General features: G+C 61.1%; 15 protein-coding genes and 1 other RNA gene. 12 read left to right on the forward strand and 4 right to left on the reverse strand.

Going from position 1 to position 17,588, the window contains the following annotated elements; translation table 11 throughout:
- Positions 1 to 52 precede the first annotated feature (52 nt).
- From MHK09_RS05910 to MHK09_RS05930, 5 genes are all read left to right on the forward strand, one after another.
- Complete coding sequence (locus MHK09_RS05910; protein WP_250412981.1) at positions 53 to 1,192, forward strand: Nif3-like dinuclear metal center hexameric protein; 1,140 nt, start codon at positions 53 to 55, stop codon at positions 1,190 to 1,192.
- Positions 1,193 to 1,909 (forward strand): zinc ribbon domain-containing protein, encoded by a 717-nt coding sequence (locus MHK09_RS05915; RefSeq protein WP_005324390.1) that lies wholly within the window; start codon positions 1,193 to 1,195, stop codon positions 1,907 to 1,909. It begins immediately after the preceding gene.
- A complete protein-coding gene (locus MHK09_RS05920; protein ID WP_250408615.1) occupies positions 1,909 to 3,039 on the forward strand; it encodes a bifunctional RNase H/acid phosphatase in 1,131 nt (376 codons plus the stop codon). Before MHK09_RS05915 ends, MHK09_RS05920 begins: the two co-directional genes overlap by 1 nt.
- 15 nt (positions 3,040 to 3,054) lie before the next feature.
- An RNA gene (gene rnpB, locus MHK09_RS05925) (RNase P RNA component class A) lies at positions 3,055 to 3,502 on the forward strand.
- A gap of 25 nt (positions 3,503 to 3,527) precedes the next feature.
- Positions 3,528 to 4,922: an RNB domain-containing ribonuclease gene (locus MHK09_RS05930; RefSeq protein ID WP_250412982.1), complete on the forward strand. Its 1,395-nt coding sequence runs from the start codon at positions 3,528 to 3,530 to the stop codon at positions 4,920 to 4,922.
- A gap of 12 nt (positions 4,923 to 4,934) precedes the next feature.
- Here the strand turns inward: MHK09_RS05930 and MHK09_RS05935 are convergent, their stop codons facing one another.
- A complete protein-coding gene (locus MHK09_RS05935) occupies positions 4,935 to 6,209 on the reverse strand; it encodes a galactokinase family protein (protein WP_250412983.1) in 1,275 nt (424 codons plus the stop codon).
- Positions 6,210 to 6,468: 259 nt separating this feature from the next.
- Here MHK09_RS05935 and MHK09_RS05940 point away from each other — a divergent pair, with 259 nt between their 5' ends.
- Positions 6,469 to 6,657: a hypothetical protein gene (locus MHK09_RS05940; protein ID WP_250410194.1), complete on the forward strand. Its 189-nt coding sequence runs from the start codon at positions 6,469 to 6,471 to the stop codon at positions 6,655 to 6,657.
- A 59-nt stretch (positions 6,658 to 6,716) separates the two neighbouring features.
- On the opposite strand, the gene MHK09_RS05945 is transcribed toward MHK09_RS05940, so the two are convergent.
- Positions 6,717 to 8,453 carry a CYTH and CHAD domain-containing protein gene (locus MHK09_RS05945; protein WP_150851717.1) on the reverse strand — a complete coding sequence of 579 codons (1,737 nt, stop codon included), beginning with the start codon at positions 8,451 to 8,453 and terminating at the stop codon, positions 6,717 to 6,719.
- 136 nt (positions 8,454 to 8,589) lie between these two features.
- Positions 8,590 to 9,648, reverse strand: a complete 1,059-nt coding sequence (locus MHK09_RS05950) for a DUF2786 domain-containing protein (RefSeq protein WP_250412984.1) — start codon at positions 9,646 to 9,648, stop codon at positions 8,590 to 8,592.
- Positions 9,649 to 9,840: 192 nt separating this feature from the next.
- Here MHK09_RS05950 and MHK09_RS05955 point away from each other — a divergent pair, with 192 nt between their 5' ends.
- The 6 genes from MHK09_RS05955 to MHK09_RS05980 all read left to right on the forward strand — a co-directional run bounded on the left by MHK09_RS05955 (position 9,841) and on the right by MHK09_RS05980 (position 16,241).
- Entirely contained in the window at positions 9,841 to 11,178 is a 1,338-nt protein-coding gene (locus tag MHK09_RS05955; protein ID WP_150850861.1) for a glutamine synthetase family protein, read from the forward strand.
- Between the two features lie 7 nt (positions 11,179 to 11,185).
- The gene (locus tag MHK09_RS05960; protein ID WP_250412985.1) at positions 11,186 to 14,257 is read left to right on the forward strand and encodes a bifunctional [glutamine synthetase] adenylyltransferase/[glutamine synthetase]-adenylyl-L-tyrosine phosphorylase; all 3,072 of its coding nucleotides are present in this window, start codon (positions 11,186 to 11,188) and stop codon (positions 14,255 to 14,257) included.
- 97 nt (positions 14,258 to 14,354) lie between these two features.
- Positions 14,355 to 14,699, forward strand: coding sequence for a Cgl2226 family protein (locus MHK09_RS05965; RefSeq protein ID WP_250412986.1), 345 nt, complete (start codon positions 14,355 to 14,357; stop codon positions 14,697 to 14,699).
- Between the two features lie 10 nt (positions 14,700 to 14,709).
- Complete coding sequence (locus MHK09_RS05970) at positions 14,710 to 15,159, forward strand: hypothetical protein (protein ID WP_236587100.1); 450 nt, start codon at positions 14,710 to 14,712, stop codon at positions 15,157 to 15,159.
- 145 nt (positions 15,160 to 15,304) lie between these two features.
- Positions 15,305 to 15,523 (forward strand): hypothetical protein, encoded by a 219-nt coding sequence (locus tag MHK09_RS05975; protein WP_040425194.1) that lies wholly within the window; start codon positions 15,305 to 15,307, stop codon positions 15,521 to 15,523.
- Positions 15,524 to 15,533: 10 nt separating this feature from the next.
- A complete protein-coding gene (locus MHK09_RS05980) occupies positions 15,534 to 16,241 on the forward strand; it encodes an AAA family ATPase (protein WP_250412987.1) in 708 nt (235 codons plus the stop codon).
- Between the two features lie 14 nt (positions 16,242 to 16,255).
- Here MHK09_RS05980 and MHK09_RS05985 read toward each other — a convergent pair whose 3' ends face one another.
- Entirely contained in the window at positions 16,256 to 17,563 is a 1,308-nt protein-coding gene (locus MHK09_RS05985; protein WP_005324406.1) for an MFS transporter, read from the reverse strand.
- Positions 17,564 to 17,588 lie beyond the last annotated feature (25 nt).

Genomic DNA, 17,588 nt, shown 5'->3' on the forward strand with positions numbered 1-17,588 from the left:
AGGATATAGCAGTACTAACTATTCCATGAAACGAGCATAAAGGAGCACCTCTATGTCCGCTGTGAGCGTGGGCGATGTCCGCCGCGTACTCGATGAGGCCTACCCGCCGCACCTGGCGGAGAAGTGGGACGCCGTGGGGCTTATCTGCGGCGATCCGGCCGCGGAGGTAAAGCGGGTGGCCTTCGCTTTGGACTGCACCCAAGCGGTGGCCGAGCGCGCGGTGGAGCTCGGCGCGGACATGCTCGTGGTCCACCACCCGCTGCTGCTGCGCGGGGTGGAGTCCGTAGCGGCCGATACGCCCAAGGGCAAGGTAGTACACACGCTGGTCAGCAATGGCGTCGCACTCTTTGCGGCCCATACCAACGCGGATAAGGCGCGGCCGGGCGTCAACGACAAGCTCGCGGAGCTGGTAGGCATCAATCCCGGCCGGCCCATCGTGCCGGAGCCGCAGGGCGTGGATAAGTGGGGCGTGCACGTGCCGGTCGTTGCGGCCGAGGAGGTAAAGCAGGCGCTTTTCGACGCCGGCGCGGGCCACATCGGCGCCTACTCTCACTGCTCCTTTGATATCGCCGGCACGGGCCAATTCCAGCCGGAGGAGGGCGCTGACCCCACCGAGGGCGAGATCGGCGCGCTCCACCGCGGCGAGGAAATCCGCGTCGAGTTCGTCGCCCCAGCCGCACTTCGCTCCTCTTTGCTGAAGGCCCTGCACACCGCCCACCCTTATGAGGTGCCGGCCTATGACATCACGGAAACCGCCGGCCACCAGGACCTGGACAAGGCGCTCGGCCTAGGGCGTGTGGGAGAGCTGCCGCAGGAGATGACCCTGCGCGAGTTCACCCAGCAGGTGGCTAATGCCTTGCCGGAGACCGCCTGGGGCATCCGCGCCGCCGGCGATCCGGACCAGAAGGTGCGCACGGTGGCCGTGTCTTCTGGTTCGGGAGATTCTTTCCTTTCTGCGGCCGCGAAGCTAGGCGTGGACGTGTACGTTACCTCGGATCTGCGCCACCACCCGGTGGATGAGCACCTGCGCGCCGGCGGCCCGGCCGTCATCGATACCGCCCACTGGGCCAGCGAATTTCCGTGGACGGCCCAGGCGCGCGATATCGTAGAGAATGCTTTAGAACTGGATACGGAAATTATTAGCCTGCGCACCGACCCGTGGACTATCTCTGCGCACCCAAAGGAGTCATAAGTGAAACTATCGCAAGAACTACAGCCGGTACTGCTGGAGCTGGCCAACCTGGAACGCTCGCAGGGCCATGGCGCTGAGAAGGAAATCCCGGAACAAGCCGAATATGACAAGGCCAAGGAGGAGCACAAGCGCCTGCTCGATGCCTCCGGTTCTGCGCAGATGGCCGTCGATGACATGGAGACTGAAATCCTGCGCATCCAGGCCGATGAGCGCAAGCTGCGCCAGCGAGAGCGCGATGACAAGCGCCAGCTTGGCGCCGCAGTGGACCCAGAAACCCGCAAGGATCTAGAGCACGATCTCTACGCCGCCAAGTCCCGCATCGCTGACCTCATGAGCGAGCTGCAGGAGGCGCATAACGAGGTGCACGCGCTGCGTTCCAACCTGGACGTCCACGGCGCGCGCGTTTCTGATTCCGAGCGCAAGCTGGAAAAGCTGCGCCGTGCGGCCGAGGCGGCTAAGGAAGCGGCCGCCAATCAAGAGGATCCGGCCGTGCGCATCGGCGAGCTGCGCGATCAGCTGCCCGCTGGAGTGCTCAGCGAGTACGATACCCAGCGCGAGGAAAATGGCGTAGGTGCCGCCCAGTTCAAGGCCAATCGCGCCTGCGGCGGCTGCTTCATTGTCTTGCCGCCGGCCGAGCAAAACGCCGTGCGCAATGCCCCGGCCGATGAGCTGCCGCAGTGCGGCGATTGCGGCTCCTACCTGGTGCGCCTGGTCTAATGAAGGTCATCATCTACGCCGATGGCGGCTCCCGCGGCAACCCCGGAGTAGCCGGTTCCGGCACCGTTATCTATGACGGCAGCGGGCAGCGCATCCTGCGCGAAATTGTCTACGTGGTAGGTACCAAGTCCACTAATAACGTCGCTGAGTACAACGGCCTGCTGCGCGGCCTTGAAGCCGCCACCGAGATGGGCGCTACCGAGGTGGAATTCCACATGGATTCCAAGCTGGTGGTGGAACAAATCAACGGCCGCTGGAAGATTAAGCACCCCGATATGCAAAAGCTGGCCCTGCGCGCCCGCGAATACATCAACGGCTTTTCCTCTTTCAGCCTGGACTGGGTGCCGCGCGCCAAAAACAAGGTGGCGGACGCCCTGTCCAATGACGCCATGGATGCCGCGGCCGCCGGGCACCCGGAAGGCATCGTGGCCGGCGAAGAAGACGCCGAGTCAGCCCCAGCCGCGGAGCAGGACACCACCGCGCCGCACCCCACCGATTGGCTGGGGGACCGCGGACCTACCACCCGCTTTATCTTGCTTCGCCACGGGCAGACGGAGATGTCGGCCGCCAAGCAGTACTCCGGCCGCGCCAATCCGGGGCTTACGGAGCTTGGCCAAAAGCAGGCGCTCGCCGCTGCGCAGGCGCTTGCCGACGCCGACTTTGACGCCATCGTCTGCTCACCCCTGCGCCGCTGCCAAGAGACCGCGGCGGCCGTGGCCAATGGCCGCGATATCGAGGTAGAGACCGTCGACGGCCTCATCGAGGTGGACTTCGGTGCGTGGGAAGGCAAGACCGCGGCCGAGGCCCACCAGCGCGATCCGGAACTCCACGAGGAATGGCTGCACGATGCGAGCGTCGCCTGTCCGGGCGGCGAATCGCTGCAAGCGGTTAACCGCCGCGTGCGCACCACCCGCAAGGAGCTCCAAGAGCGCTTCGCAGGAAAGACCGTGCTGGTGGTCAGCCACGTCAATCCAATTAAGTCCTTCATTCGCCAAGCACTCGATGCCGGCCCAGCCACCTTTGGGCATCTCTTCCTTGACCTGGCTGCCATTTCGCGGGTGGAATTCTGGGACGGCGGCTCTATGGTGCACGGATTTAACGATGTGGGCCACCTGGCGGGCCTGCGCTAGAATAAGGAACGCGAATGAGCCGGCCGGGTGATCGCGTCGCTTCATACGGGCAGCCACGTGCTGCCGCGTGGGCGCCGAGGAAAGTCCGGACTCCACAGAGCACGGTGGTTGCTAACGGCAACCCGGGGAAACCCGCGGGCAAGTGCAACAGAAAGTAGACCGCCTTGTACCTCCACTTGGTTTCGGCCACGTTGGAGCCACAAGGTAAGGGTGAAACGGTGCGTTAAGAGCGCACCAGCACCGTCAGCGATGGCGGTGGCTGGGTAAACCCCACCGGGAGCAAGGCATCACGGCCCCGCCACGTTGCGGGGCCCGATCAGGCGTTTTAAGGCTGCTCGCTCGAGCCTGAAGGTAGCTGCTGGAACCAACTGGCAACGGTTGGTCTAGATGGATGTTCACCGCGCGGTACTTCTCAGGGAGTGCCGCGGTTAGACAGAATCCGGCTTATAGGCCGACTCATTCGCCCTACTCCGTTTATGGTGGTGGGCATGAAGCTCTACGCCGCCCCGCTCGATTTCCGCGCCATTGCCACAGAATTTTCGGTGGCCACCGATTTTCCGGCCGACGTCACCGCCCAGGCCGCCCGCGCGCAGGACCGATATGCCGCATCGCGCCGCGACGCCCGCGAAATTCCCTTCGTTACCCTGGATCCCGCCGGCTCCATGGACTTGGATCAGGCGGTCTACATCGAAGAACGCGAGGGTGGCTACCGCGTCTTTTATGCCATCGCAGACGTTGCTGCGTTCATTGAGCCCGGCAGCGAGCTGGAGCGCGAATCCTTCCGACGCGGCCAGACCATCTATCTTCCCGATGAGCCCGCGCGCCTGCACCCGCCAGAGCTTTCCGAGGACCGAGCCTCGCTGCTGCCTGGCACCGATAAGCCGGCCGTGCTGTGGACGTTTGACTTGGATGGCAACGGCGAGGTGGAGTCCTTCCACGTCGAGCGCGCGCTGATTTACTCCCAGGCCCGCCTGGATTATGAAGGCGCGCACGCGGACCTCGCGGCCGGCAACCTCCACCCTTCCATTGCGCTGCTGCCGGTGGTCGGCCGGCTGCGCCAGGAATCTTCCCTGCGCCGTGAGGCCATTTCCTTGCGCCTGCCCTCCCAGCGCGTGGTGGAAAATGACGATGACACCTTTGAGCTCATCATCGAGCCACGCTATGAGGTCATGGACTATAACTCCGAAATTTCCCTGTTGGCCGGCATGTGCGCCGGGCGCCTCATGCAGGAAGCTGGCGTGGGCTTCTTGCGCACCCTGCCCGCGGCTGAACCGGAGCACAAGCGCCAATTTCGCGCCGAGGCGCAGGCCCTAGGCTTTGCGCTTGGCGACGCCCCCATTCCCCAATTCCTGCTCACCGTCGACGCCGATTCCCCGCGCGGCATGGCCGTCATGCGCGAGGCTCAGAGTCTGCTGAGGGGCGCCGACTATGCCTGGCTAGGCGAGCAGGAGGCGCAGGTACACGCCGGTATTGGTGGCTACTATGCCCACGTCACCGCGCCGCTGCGGCGCCTTTCCGATAGGTTCGCCACGGAAGTATGCCTCGCCTTGTGCGGCGGTTATGAGGTTCCCGAGTGGGTGCGCGCGAGTGCTACGGAGGTCATCGGGGCGATGCGTTCGACGTCGCAGCTCGCCTCCCAAGTGGATAAGGCCTGCCTGAACCTGACGGAGGCGACCGTGCTGCGCCCCTGGCTCGGGACCAATTTCCCAGCCACTGTGGTCCGCGGCGATCCGAAGCGGGACAAGGCACGGATTTTCGTTCCGGAGCCACCCGTCTTCGCCCAATGCGTGGGCGCACCGGAAACCGGCAGTGAAACCACTGTCTCACTGGTGACGGCAGATACCGACTCGCGCGAGGTTCTCTTTGCCTGGCCGGCCGACTAGCCGGCAGGGCTCCTAGCCTTCGCCGCGGGCGGCCTCGCCTGGCTGCAGCTCGACGACGAGCAGGCCATCTTCAGCCAAGTCAGCTGCGAAATTGTGCGCGCTTTTCGCCGGAACATAAGCGATTACCGCGTTCGAGGTACCGGCATGCGCCGAGCGACCCGCAACAGCACCGCGAACCGTGACCAGCTCGGCGAGTTTTTCTGCCGAATCCAAGCCGTAGATATTTGCCAAGGAAGACTGCGACTGCAACAGGATAGGGAAGAGCTCTGCGCCGCGGTGCGATCGCAGGCAGCGCGCAAATTTTTCTACGCGCTCAGTTTCCTCCTCATAAAAGGCCATCCACTCCGTGGCGGCGCTGATGCTCGGGCGGCCCTCCTCGCCGTAGACCTTGTGCACGGCCTTGAGCCAGTCGAGGACGCGCTGTTGGGCGTCGGGAAGCAAGCGTAGCGAATCGGTGCCGAAGGAGTGGCAGGCATCATCGATAAAGCGCTGGCGCTGGCGGATATCGGCGATGGCCGTTTCCTCCTGCGCGGAGAAATCCTCCGGCACTGCTACCGCAAAGGCGGACATCTCGCGGCCCACCACATGCGGGGCGTGGGTGACAGAACCATCGGCGTAGTCCATGATGCACACGCCCTCACCCGTGCTGCGCAGCGCTGCGCTGTGGCGTGCACGCAGTGGCGGCCGCGCTGCGAAGGTGGAAACGGCCTGGGTGCAGACATCCGCCACTCGGGCCCTCAGCGGCGCATCAAGGTCCGCATCCGCACCCATGAGCGCGAGCGCCACCGCGACGTCCGCAGCGGCATCCGCACCCAAACCCGTACCTTCCGGAATATCGGAGGCGATGGTGATATCCGCACCGGCCGTCTCCCGGGAGAGCAATTGACGATTAATCATCGTGTGGACAATGCCACCCACACGGGCCGCCAACCCACCTTGTGGTGCCGGCGGAATAACTGGCTGGCCTTCCGCATCCGTGGTGGGCTGTTGCGCCGTTGCCAGTTCTGCAAGCGCCTGCAGACTAATCGAGTCATGGGCAGTCTCGCCCTGAGCTGGGTGGAAATGTACGGCCACCACGCCGTCGGTGCGCGGGCTTACCGCTGCTGCAGCGCGCAACTTTCCCACACACATGGCGACAATGCCGCCGAAGTGATCAATGTGTTCACCAATGAGGGACCACGTTGCCGGCGCGCTGGCGGTATGCGTTGGAGCGCTGCCCGTGAGTTCGGTATGTGCTCGGGCGGCGCGCTCGGCTACGGGCTCTGCAGGCGTTGACCACAGTGGCATGGGTGCTAAAGCTCCTTTTCCAGGTTCTGGGACCAGTAGTCTTCGTTGCCCCACACACGCGGCGGTGCGTTTAAAGCAACGAACGCCCGCCACCTATGTGCGCGGTGGCGGGGAATACGACATGGATTCGTATAAAAGAATTGTGCTGCCCCACATTCTAGCGGGCATCAATGGGACAGCGTGGGTAGTGTGGGCACAAACCATATCAGCGGCAGCACTTAGCCGGTGCCGCTGATGCAACGACTGAGAGGATAGTTTCATGAGCGATGCAGACCAGAAGTGGTTCTTTGATCCCACCACTAAGGAAGTCAGCCAAGGCAAGACCTCTGGCTGGGAAAATCGGATGGGCCCGTATGACACCCGCGAAGAGGCAGAAAACGCCATCGAAATCGCCCAAGCCCGCAATGATGCGGCAGATGCCGCAGACGAAGAAGATGACTGGAAGTAACTAACTCCCAGCCATCTCTTTTAAAGCCGTGTTTCCCAGCACCTGCCCGGGGAGCGCGGCTACTTTAGTTTCTTGCGCAGCGGTTTAAACGCGGCCTTGATGTCTTTGAAAGACTCGGCGTAATCATCAAGAGCCTTTAGGCCAATGGTTCGCTCGCGCTGGTAGAGCAGGCCATAGCCAAAGGTATTCTCCCCACGGCGGCGAGCGGACTCCGCCAGCTCGAGCAGCTTATCGCGCGAGGTCACGGAATCCTGGAAGTCACCGAGCACCGACTGCATCTGCTTGCAGGCCTTGTAGAGGCGCTTGGTCTTGAGGTTGGTGGCAGAACCAGCTGCTTCAGCTGCATAGCGCAGCTTCTTTGCTGCCTTGCGCATATCGTGGAAATAATCCTCGCGCTCGTGCAGAGACAATTCCTGGTTATCCCAGTTCTCCACGGCCTTCTTATGGCGCTTGACCAACTTGTTATAGGCCTTTTCAAGGTGCTGCGCCATCACGGTGTCCATGTCGGCGGACTTGTCCTTGGACTTCTTTTTCTCTGGCTTCTTTTCGGCCTTGTCCGCAGCAGGCGCGCTGTCCTCGCTGGAATCGGTAGGGGTAGCGGCGTCCCCTTCCACAGAGGACTGCTCCTCCGTCTCCTCCGCTTCGCTAGCTACCGGGGTGGACTCTTGTTGCTTATCGGCCGTTGGTGGATCAGCGAGAAGACGGTCCAGGGATTCCAGCAATTCGAGGTAACGCTCGGAATCCAGGGCTGCGATAACGCGGCGGTGCGCGCGGCGGTAGGCGTTGCCCATATCCTGTGCAATGTGCTCGCGGGTGGAGTCATCCAAGGTGTCAGAATCCTCGGACTCCAACAGTTTCTGCCAGCGCTCTTCCACAACTTCCGCATCGCGAGCAACGCCCAAGATGCCGGCAAGTTCCTTGAGATCGGCTTCAATCTTGTCGATTTCTGGGCCGACAACGATGCCATGGAAGGTCTGCAGGTGGCTGCGCAGTTCGCGGGTGGCTACGCGCATCTGGTGAACCGAATCCCACTCATCGCGGCGCACGCGAGGGTCATAATCAACTAGCTTGTCGCGGTTGGCTTGCAGAGCGGTGATGACGGCCGCGGCAGGGGAGTCTGGGTCCACATCCGGCGATACCAGGGCTGGAGGCAGCGGTGCGTTGGCGTAGGAATCGCCCAGGGCGGACTTCAGCTTGGATGGGGAGGAAGAAACGCGCGCACCGGCACCGATAAGCAGGGAAGTGGCACGGCGAATGAATTGCGTACCTTCCTCAGTGCCAGGAAGCTCACCGGCGAGCTCTACTTCCCACTCGCGCCACGACTGCTGCTGGCCACCTGGAAGGAAGGAAAAGGCGGTGACGTGGTCATCGCAGAATTCTGCTACCGGCTTATTATCGGCATCCGCTAGGACCATCTCGGTGCGCTTGTTGTCTACCTGCGCAATCGGGGTGAGTTCGTTGTGGCGGATAATGGAGCGAACCTGGTGGAGAAGCTCCTCAGGTACTTCGTAGCGGCCATCGACAGGCTCCCCTAGCTCGGCATGGATCTCGGTGCGGCCAGCCTCGCTAGGAATCTTGATATGCCAGCCATCATCGTTACCACCGGTGCGGCGGCGGAGGGTGACCTTTGCGTGGGTGAGGCGGAGGTCTTCGGTGTCGTAGTAGATGGCAGAAAGCGCGTGGTGGCGCGTGTCTGCAACGTGGTCAACTCCCTCGAGGCGGGTCAGTTCAGGGAGCTGAGTGGACTCGGCTACGGAGAATTTCGCTTCAACTTCGAGAAAAGACTGTGTAGACATTCACGTACCTTTTACTTTCTAGACCAAATAAATCTCACCGGTGATCCTACCCGTTAAGCACTCGATGCGGTGCCACTCCTCGCCCCCGTTCGCTAGCAGGGAACGGGAAAGAAGAGCGGCGTTGAGCAGGGAATAACTACTGCGTGATTTCGGGGACCGGACCGATTCCGGAGGAATCGCCGCCTAAGTGAGATTTATCGGCAGCGGCAATACCATCGTTGATGCCGTGCATGCTGTTCATGGAAAGCGACATTTCCGTCAGGTTGGGAAAGAGACGATTGCGAGTGTCGACGGCATGATCGGTGCGCGCCTGCAACGCCGGAAGGGTTTGGGTAGCTACAGTCTCTGCGTGGTGAGAGCAGTACTGGGACTCCCGCAGGTTATCTGCGATGCCATCCTCATTTGCTTGAGTGAGCAATTCGCCGATGCGGGCGGCATAAGAAAGCCGGAAGCTACGGCGATAGGCAGCGGTAGAGCCCGTAGCGCGGGCAATTTCTGCGCCGTCGCCATTGCGCATGAACCAATCGCATTGGCGGTTGAGGGAGGCAAAAAGGTCGGCGCAATGGGCGGCGTCGGCAGGAGCGCCAATCACGCAGGCCAAGCCCTTGTCATGAATCAGGAGAGTGGTGCATCCATTGGCGTCAGAGATGGTGCTTAACAGGGAAGCCTGGTGCTTGATATACGGCGGGTGGATGTGCACGCGGTGGGAAATAAGATCAGGTAGCTCCGAAGTAAGGAGGTCCTCGATGCGATACTTCTGCTGGAGAGACTGCGCCTTAGAAATGAGAACCTCGGCCTCATCCTCAAAGCTGGTAGATTCCGCTTTTCGCAAAAGGCCTAGCACCTTTTCGCGGATCTTGCGTTGCTTATCGCTAAGCCCATCCTCCCGCAAGGATTCGCCGGAGGCTAAAAGTTCGGTATCGCGCAGCCTAGGTAGGTGAATGAGCTCTTTAATAATGGAGCGCAGCTTATCGCGCGGAATGAAATTCTCCTGCGGAGGGGCCATCTGGAGCCATGCTTTGCGCAGCGCAGGAGAGGTAATTCGCGCCGGCACATGGGGGCTTGCACGGTAAATAATGGGGTAGGCGTGCGGACCTAAGACGTGTTCTAGGTCCGTCGGCGCCCAGCCTTGTTGTGCGGCGGTGATGAGGCGTTCGATTACGTGAGCAGAAAGGTCATCGCAGTGGGTGGTCATAAAGATTCGTCCTTTAAGAGGTGTACGTGTGTTCGCTTGCTCACTTAGGAAAGCATGCGCTGACGCTGGCTCCTGCCGGAAAAGCCCCCGCTGGCCACCCCCTAGATACTCTTGCGACCTGCGCATTTCGCCCTGGAAAAACTGTCGCATGAACTGCACATCCTTCGGGGGAGAGCCGGTAAGGTCTAAAGCATGAATAGCCAACACGAATTTGTCTTGCGCACCGTTGAGGAACGCGATATCCGCTTTATCCGCCTGTGGTTTACGGATATTTTGGGCGCCCTCAAATCCGTGGTCATGAGCCCGTCCGAGTTGGAATCGGCCTTTGAAGAAGGTGTTGGCTTCGATGGCTCTTCCGTAGAGGGCTTTTCTCGTATCTCTGAGTCTGACACCATCGCGCTGCCAGATCCCTCCACCTTCCAGATTCTGCCCTTTGATATGGATGAGCCGGACCTGCAATCGGCCCGCATGTTTTGCGATATCGCGCAGCCAGACGGCCAGCCCTCCATGGTGGACCCGCGCCATATCCTGCGCCGCCAGGTAACCGAGGCCGCCAACGATGGATTTACCTGCATGGCCTCGCCAGAAATCGAGTTCTATCTCTTCGAGCGCGGTCGCGAACTCACCGACTTGGTACCCACGGACAACGGCGGTTACTTCGACCAAGCAACGCACGATACCGCCCCGCTTTTCCGCAGGAAGGCAATGCTAGCGCTGGAATCGCTGGGAATTGCCACGGAGTTTAGCCACCACGAAACCGCGCCGGGCCAGCAAGAAATTGATCTGCGCCATGCGGACGTGCTCACCATGGCCGATAACATCATGACCTTCCGGCACGTGATCAAGCAGGTGGCCACCAATTCCAACGTGCGCGCCACCTTCATGCCTAAGCCCTTCGAACATTTGCCGGGCTCTGGCATGCACACCCACTTGAGCCTTTTTGAAGGCCAATCCAATGCTTTCCACGATCCGGATGATGAATTCTCTTTGTCCCAGACCGGCCGCCAGTTCATCGCCGGCATCTTGGAGCACTCCACGGAGATGTCCGCGATTGTGAATCAGTGGACCAATTCCTATAAGCGCCTAATGTTCGGCAACGAGGCGCCGGGCGCAGCTACTTGGGGAGTATCGAATCGCTCCGCGCTAGTCCGCGTTCCCACCTACCGGCTTACCAAGGAAGAATCGCGCCGGGTAGAAATCCGCTCCATTGATGCCTCGATGAACCCCTACCTGGGATATGCGGTGCTATTGGCAGCAGGCCTGCGAGGCATCCGCGAGGGCTACGAGCTCGATGATCCGGCCGAGGACGATGTCCACCAGCTCACCCGCCGCGAGCGCCGGGCAATGGGCTATAAAGATCTACCCACCAGCCTGGATCAGGCCCTGCGAGAATTTGAAAAATCCGAGTTCATGGCGGAAGTCCTGGGCGAGCACGTCTTTGAGTTCTTCCTGCGTTCCAAGTGGGATGAGTGGCATCACTATCAGAGCCAAATCACCACCTTTGAGCTGCGCAATAACTTGAACTTCTAGGAGAATAATGCGTCCTGCTGCTGTGCCTTCACCGGCCACACTAGGCCTAACCCGCCCGCACGCCGCCCAGGATATTGAGCAGCTGGGGTGGAAGAATCCGGAATCAGTGGATCTATTGTGGACCCTCGCTGCCGTGGGCGACCCAGACCTGGCTCTCAATAATCTGATCCGCATCTATGAACAAGCCCCAGAGCTCGATGATGCCGTGCGTTCCAATGAAACTTTGCGCGTGCGCCTCTTCGCACTACTGGGGGCCTCGACCGCCTTCGGCGATCACCTCGCGGCGCACCCTGAACTGTGGCGAGAACTAGAAAAACCCCTTCCGAAGTCTGAAGAGATGCTGCAAAGCTTGCTCGGTGCCGTCGATGCCGAGCCCGCGGACTTTGCGGAGGACATTGACCGTCCCGATCCGGCGCGCAAAGACTTGAGCGCGCCGGGCACCTACCGCGCCGGCGAGGGGGAGCATAAGCAGGCGCTGCGCACGACGTACCGCACTTTGATGATGCGCATTGCCGCCTGCGATGTGGCGGGTACCTTCCATTCACGCAAGGGCCAGACCAAGCTGCAGCTGGAGGTAGGATTTCGCCAGATTACGGCGCTGACCACCGCGCTTGCCGACGCCGCCTTGACCGCCTCCCTTGCCTGTGCCGTGCGCACCATTTACGGCGATGACCCCTTGGATGCACAGCTGGCAGTCATGGCGATGGGCAAGTGCGGCGCAGGCGAGCTGAACTATATTTCCGATGTGGACGTCATTTTCGTCGGCAGCGAGGCAACCCCTCGAGCCACGCGGCTGGCGGCGGAGTTTAATCGCATTGGATCCACCACCTTCTTCGAGGTGGATGCGAACCTGCGCCCCGAGGGAAAGTCGGGCGCATTGGTGCGCACCTTGGAATCCCACGTGGCCTACTACAAGCGGTGGGCGGAGACGTGGGAATTCCAAGCGCTCCTTAAAGCGCGCGCTATGACCGGCTACCTCCCGCTAGGCCAGGACTATTTGGACCAGATCCGACCGATGGTGTGGACGGCATCGCAGCGCGAGTCCTTTGTTGAGGACGTACAGGCCATGCGCCGCCGCGTGCTGGCCAATGTTCCCGCAGAGCTCAAACACCGCGAGCTGAAGCTAGGCGTGGGCGGCCTGCGCGATATCGAATTTGCTGTCCAGCTCCTGCAGTTGGTCCATGGTCGCTCCGATGAGACGCTGCGCGCGCTTTCCACGGTGGAGGCGCTGGAGGCGCTGATTTCAGCGGGGTACGTCGGCCGCGAGGACGGAACCCAGCTCATTGAAGCCTATGAATTCTTGCGCCTGCTCGAGCACCGCCTGCAATTAGAGCGCTTCCGCCGCACGCACACGCTGCCGGATAAGGACGACGAAGACGGGATGAAGTGGCTCGCGCGCATCGCCGGCTTTTATCCGCAGGGCACCAAGTCGGCGGCCGAGCGCATGCTGTCGCACCTGCGCCGGATCCGCCTGCGGATCTCCGAGCTGCACTCGCGCCTGTTCTACCGGCCGCTGCTTAATTCCGTGGTCACCATGTCCGCTGATGAGCTTAAGCTTTCGCCGGAGGCCGCCAAGCTGCAGTTGGCCGCGTTGGGCTATAACCACCCAAACCGCGCTTTTGAGCACCTGACCTCCCTGGCGGCGGGAACCTCCCGCAAGGCACGCATTCAGGCAATCTTGCTGCCTACCTTGATGGAATGGCTCGCCGATACCGCAGACCCCGATATGGGCCTGTTGAACTATCGCAAGCTCTCGGAGGCCGCGAACGATAGGTCGTGGTTCTTGCGCATGCTGCGCGATGAAGGAATTGTGGGCCAGCGGCTCATGCATATCCTGGGTACCTCGCCGTTTACCTCTGATCTGATTATTAGCGCGCCGGATTCGGTCAAGCAGCTTTCCGACGGCGCCACTGGCCCCAAACTGCTAGAAACCAAGCCCGAACAGGTTTCCAAGGCGCTAGTTAATTCCAGCAAGCGCCACGCCGACCCGGATAAAGCGGTGGCGGTGGCGCGCTCGTTGCGCCGAGTGGAGCTGGCCCGCATCGCCAGTGCGGATTTGCTGGGCTTCATGCCGGTCAAGCAGGTATGTCATGAGCTATCCACAATTTGGGATGCCGTCCTTGAGGCTGCACTTCGCGCCGAGGTGCGCGCGTGGCGCCTTGCCAACGAAGATGCAGAGCCGCCAGCGCGCATCGCCGTCATTGGCATGGGCCGCTTGGGAGGCATGGAGCTGGGATTTGGCTCAGATGCGGATGTGCTTGTGGTGGCAGAACCCAGCGAACCGGCCGATGACTCTGGTGCGGAAGGGGAGGCCGTGAAGTGGGCCATCGGGATCGTCGATAAGCTTCGGCGCCGCCTGTCTAAGCCTTCAGGCGACCCACCACTGGACGTCGATTTGGGCCTGCGCCCGGAGGGCCGTTCTGGTGCGGTGGCACGCACCATCTCCTCCTATGAGCGCTACTACCGCGAGTGGGGCGAGTCGTGGGAGCTGCAGGCTTTGTTGCGCGCGGCCTTCGTGGCTGGCGATAGGGAAGTAGGCGAGCGATTTATATCCATGGTCGATAGCTTCCGCTACCCAGAAGGCGGCGCGAGCGCCTCGACCATTCGCGATATCCGGCGCATGAAGGCGCGCGTGGACAATGAGCGTCTGCCGCGCGGTGCGGACCGTAATACTCATACCAAGTTGGGGCGCGGTGCGCTCTCAGATATTGAATGGACTGTGCAGCTCCTGACCATGATGCATGCCCACGAGTATGCCCAACTGCACGATCCGTCCACACTGCGCGTGCTCGATGCCTTGGAAGAAACCGCAATCCTGTCTGCCGATCAGGTCTCTGACCTGCGCGAGGCCTGGCTTATGGCTACCGACGCCCGCAATGCACTGGTGCTCGTGCGCGGCAAGCGCGTCGACCAGTTGCCCGGCCCCGGCCCGCAGCTGGCCCAGGTAGCCGGTGCCGCTGGCTGGCCGCCGGAGGAGAACCAAGAGTTTCTAGAAAACTATCTGAAACTTACCCGCCATGCCCGGAAGGTTGTCGATGAGGTCTTCTGGGGCGAGGAGGAATCCTTCGAGCATTCTTAGAGTTAGCCTTGAAAGTCCCCGATGTGCGCACCGCGCCCTTACTTTTTGCACTTTCGGACTCTAAAGTGGGATGGGAATAGGAAAGGACTGGCTAGTTATGTCTTTTAAGCTGCAACTCGATGTGGACAATGCCACGGTGGGCGAACTATCCGCGCTGCTTTCCGCAGCGCGTGCCGCGGGCGTGCGCGACGGTGACGCCCTCCACCTTGATGACACCACCTTGACCGTCGAGGTCTCCACGCCGAGGGAGGAAAAGCCAGCGCCGCCGCGGCCAGAATCAACACCGCACAATTCTCGCCAGGCACCTCGCTCGTGGGGGCGCGCCGACCGCATAGGAGAGGCCACCATCCGCTCCATCATCGACGCCCTCAATGATCGCGGCGAGAACCCTCGCGGCAATGACTACGGTTCCTTCGGCGATGGCGCTGGTTACCATGGCTAAAATCAGCGGAGTGTATCGACATAAGCTCATCTACCTGTGGGCCTTTGTAGCCGTGGCCGTCATCGTGGCTATCGCTGTCGGGGTGTGGGCTACCAATCGCGATAATCCCCCCAAGGGGACGAAGACGGTGGGCGAGGCCGTGGCTGGTGGCGTGGTTCAGGAAGACATGCCCGCACAGGTCAATGGTGACATCAAGGCCGATGATTCCACCGACGCCAACCGCGTGACCTCCCTGGCGAAGGCGCTGGGCATCCCGCTCAATTCCGTCCCGCGGGATATTACCCAGACGGAAAACGGCAAATCCGATGTGCGCGTCTACCTCGAGCGCGAGCTCAACAGTGCGGTGGAGTCTGGTGACATCAGCGAATCAGATGAAAAGGCAGTCCTCGTAGCATTTGAGCGAGGCCTTGTGATGCCGGCCAGCGATGGCATCGTGGCCGAGAGCTATCCAGCAAACTAGCCCTTTATTTCCTCGCGAACTGGGCGCGAAAATTCAGGCAACCCGCAGCTAGGCGGCATGGCCTTGGCAGTAACTCTTCCTAAGGTAAAACATCACAAATTGGTAACGGGCAGGGTGCTCGGTGCCGAAGCCTCTGGAGGAGACTATGACTTTCAAGACCACGCTGTCGACCGCGGCGGGAGTACTCGCCGCCATTGCCATCCCCATCACCGGCGGGGTAGGGGTGGCTTATGCCGTCAATACCGTGCCGGCCGATACCATCGCCCAGTCAGTTCCGGCCGGCGACTTGGGCGGCCACCTGAAAAACTTTGGCGCGGCGGCAGCGCAGGAAGATGCGCTGCGCGTACTCGATGAACTGAATTAACCTAGGGCCCATGCTGGTTGATGCCCTAAGCCTGAAGTTTAAGCCTGATGACTACCGCGCTGAGCTGCCCGTCTTCGACTACTTAGTTGATTTGGGCAGCTTCAAGCTGCGAAGCCCCGTCACCGTCTTTGTCGGTGAAAATGGCATTGGCAAATCGAGCTTGCTCGCTGGCGTAGCTAGTGATTTGGGCTGTTCACCTGCGGGCGGCCGGATGGACGACCCAGATGAAATCGTTCCTCGCAGTCCCATTCGCTGCGATACGGAGGAAGTGATCCAGCGTGCCTACTTCTTGCGCGCCGAAAAGCACGAGTACTTGATTGGACGTGGGGATTCAGCGGCCGAACGTGGCGGCCGTTCGACTCTTTCTCAAAACGTGGATTTGTCCCGCCGCTCGCACGGACAATCCGTCTTCGACCTGCTTTACGAGCACATCAATGGCCAAGGCGTGTACATCCTTGATGAGCCAGAGTCTGGGCTGTCCGTTATCCGGCAACTGGCCCTTGTAGGGGAAATTGCCCTAGCAGTTGACCGCGGCGCACAGGTCATTATTGCCACGCACTCGCCGATTCTTCTAACCTGCCCTGGTGCGGACATTGTGGAGCTCAACGATACTGGCTTTGAACGCATTGCCTTTGATGAAGCGGAAGCCGTGGCGGCTACCCGGGAGCTTTTGGCGGACCCTGAGGGGACCATTCGCTTCATCCTCAACCCGGAGTAAACATCCGAGGGCTTTTAGGAAACCTCCACGATGGTGACAGAAGGCCCGTCTTCGCCCACGCGACGGCGAAGGAAGTGGGTGATGACCACGCCAATCATGCCTACTACCCAGACGGCTAGCACCGCAGCCGCGGCGGCAGTGAAATCCGGCATGGAGTAATCAGGGGCGTCGGAGGAGTGGTCCAAGACCATGCCGAAGAGCTGCGCGCCCAACATGCCGGAGGTAAACCCGCCCATATTGCCTAGGCCCGTAGCGGTGGCCACCACGGAGCGGTCCATGCGCTCACGCACGATATCGAAGCCATAGTTGGCCGTTGGCGTGCAGAGCGCAGTAATGAAGGACACCACCAAAATTGCGGCCAAACCGCTGTCGGTGCCAAAGGCAAAGAAAATCAGCCAGGTCAGTGCGTGAACCGCGACAAACCCGAGGCTAAGCCACGGGCGGACATGCTGCGCGCGGGAGGAAATCTTGCCGTGCAAGGGGCCAACGAAGACCAAAAATACCGCCAGCAAGGTGAGCACCAGGCTGGACTTGGCCTTGGACATCTCCATGCCTTGGGTCATCATGGGCATGCCCCACAGCATGACAAAGACGATGAGCGGGAGCATGCCAATGTAGTGGATGAAGTAAGCCTGCCAGGCCACTGGGGAACGGAATACCGTTTTCAAGCGGGCCGGGATGCTGGTGGCCTGCGAGTTGGGTGGTTCCTTCTCCGTGGGGATAATCCCTAACTTCTCTGGTGAGTCTGCCACCGCCACGATGGCGGCGATTGCTACCAGGATGCCCACCGCGCCAAGGGTAACGAAGGCAGCGGTCCATCCGGCTGCACCCAGCAACCACAGGAAGGGAACCGCGGAAATGAACTGACCCATTTGCCCCAGCGAGGACGTCACCTGGGTGAACATGGGTGTGCGGTGCAGTGGGAACCAATAAGGCAGGATGCGCATCACGGAGAGAAACGCTGTGGCATCGCCTGCGCCGATGAGCACGCGCGCGGCAATGGCTACGCCATAGCTGGTGGTAAAGCCCAGGACGACCTGGCCAATGCCCATAATGACCGCGCCGACCACGAGGAGGAGGCGTGGGCCAAATTTATCGATCAAGATGCCGGTGGGGATTTGGGCTAGGGCATACACGCCCAACTGCACAGAGGTAAAGACCGCGATACGGCCGGCATCGACATCGAAGCGCTCAATGGCATCCAAACCGGCCACACCAAAAGAGGTACGGCCGGTAATCGCTACGAGGTAGACCGCCATGGCGGCTACCCAAATGCTTAAAGCCTGAGTGGTAATGACTTCTCTGGGATTCGGCTGCGACATGGCTGATACCTTACGCCTTAACTAC

It is taken from the genome of Corynebacterium tuberculostearicum (assembly GCF_022347235.1).
In the GTDB taxonomy this organism is placed as follows: Bacteria; Actinomycetota; Actinomycetes; order Mycobacteriales; family Mycobacteriaceae; genus Corynebacterium; species Corynebacterium tuberculostearicum_F.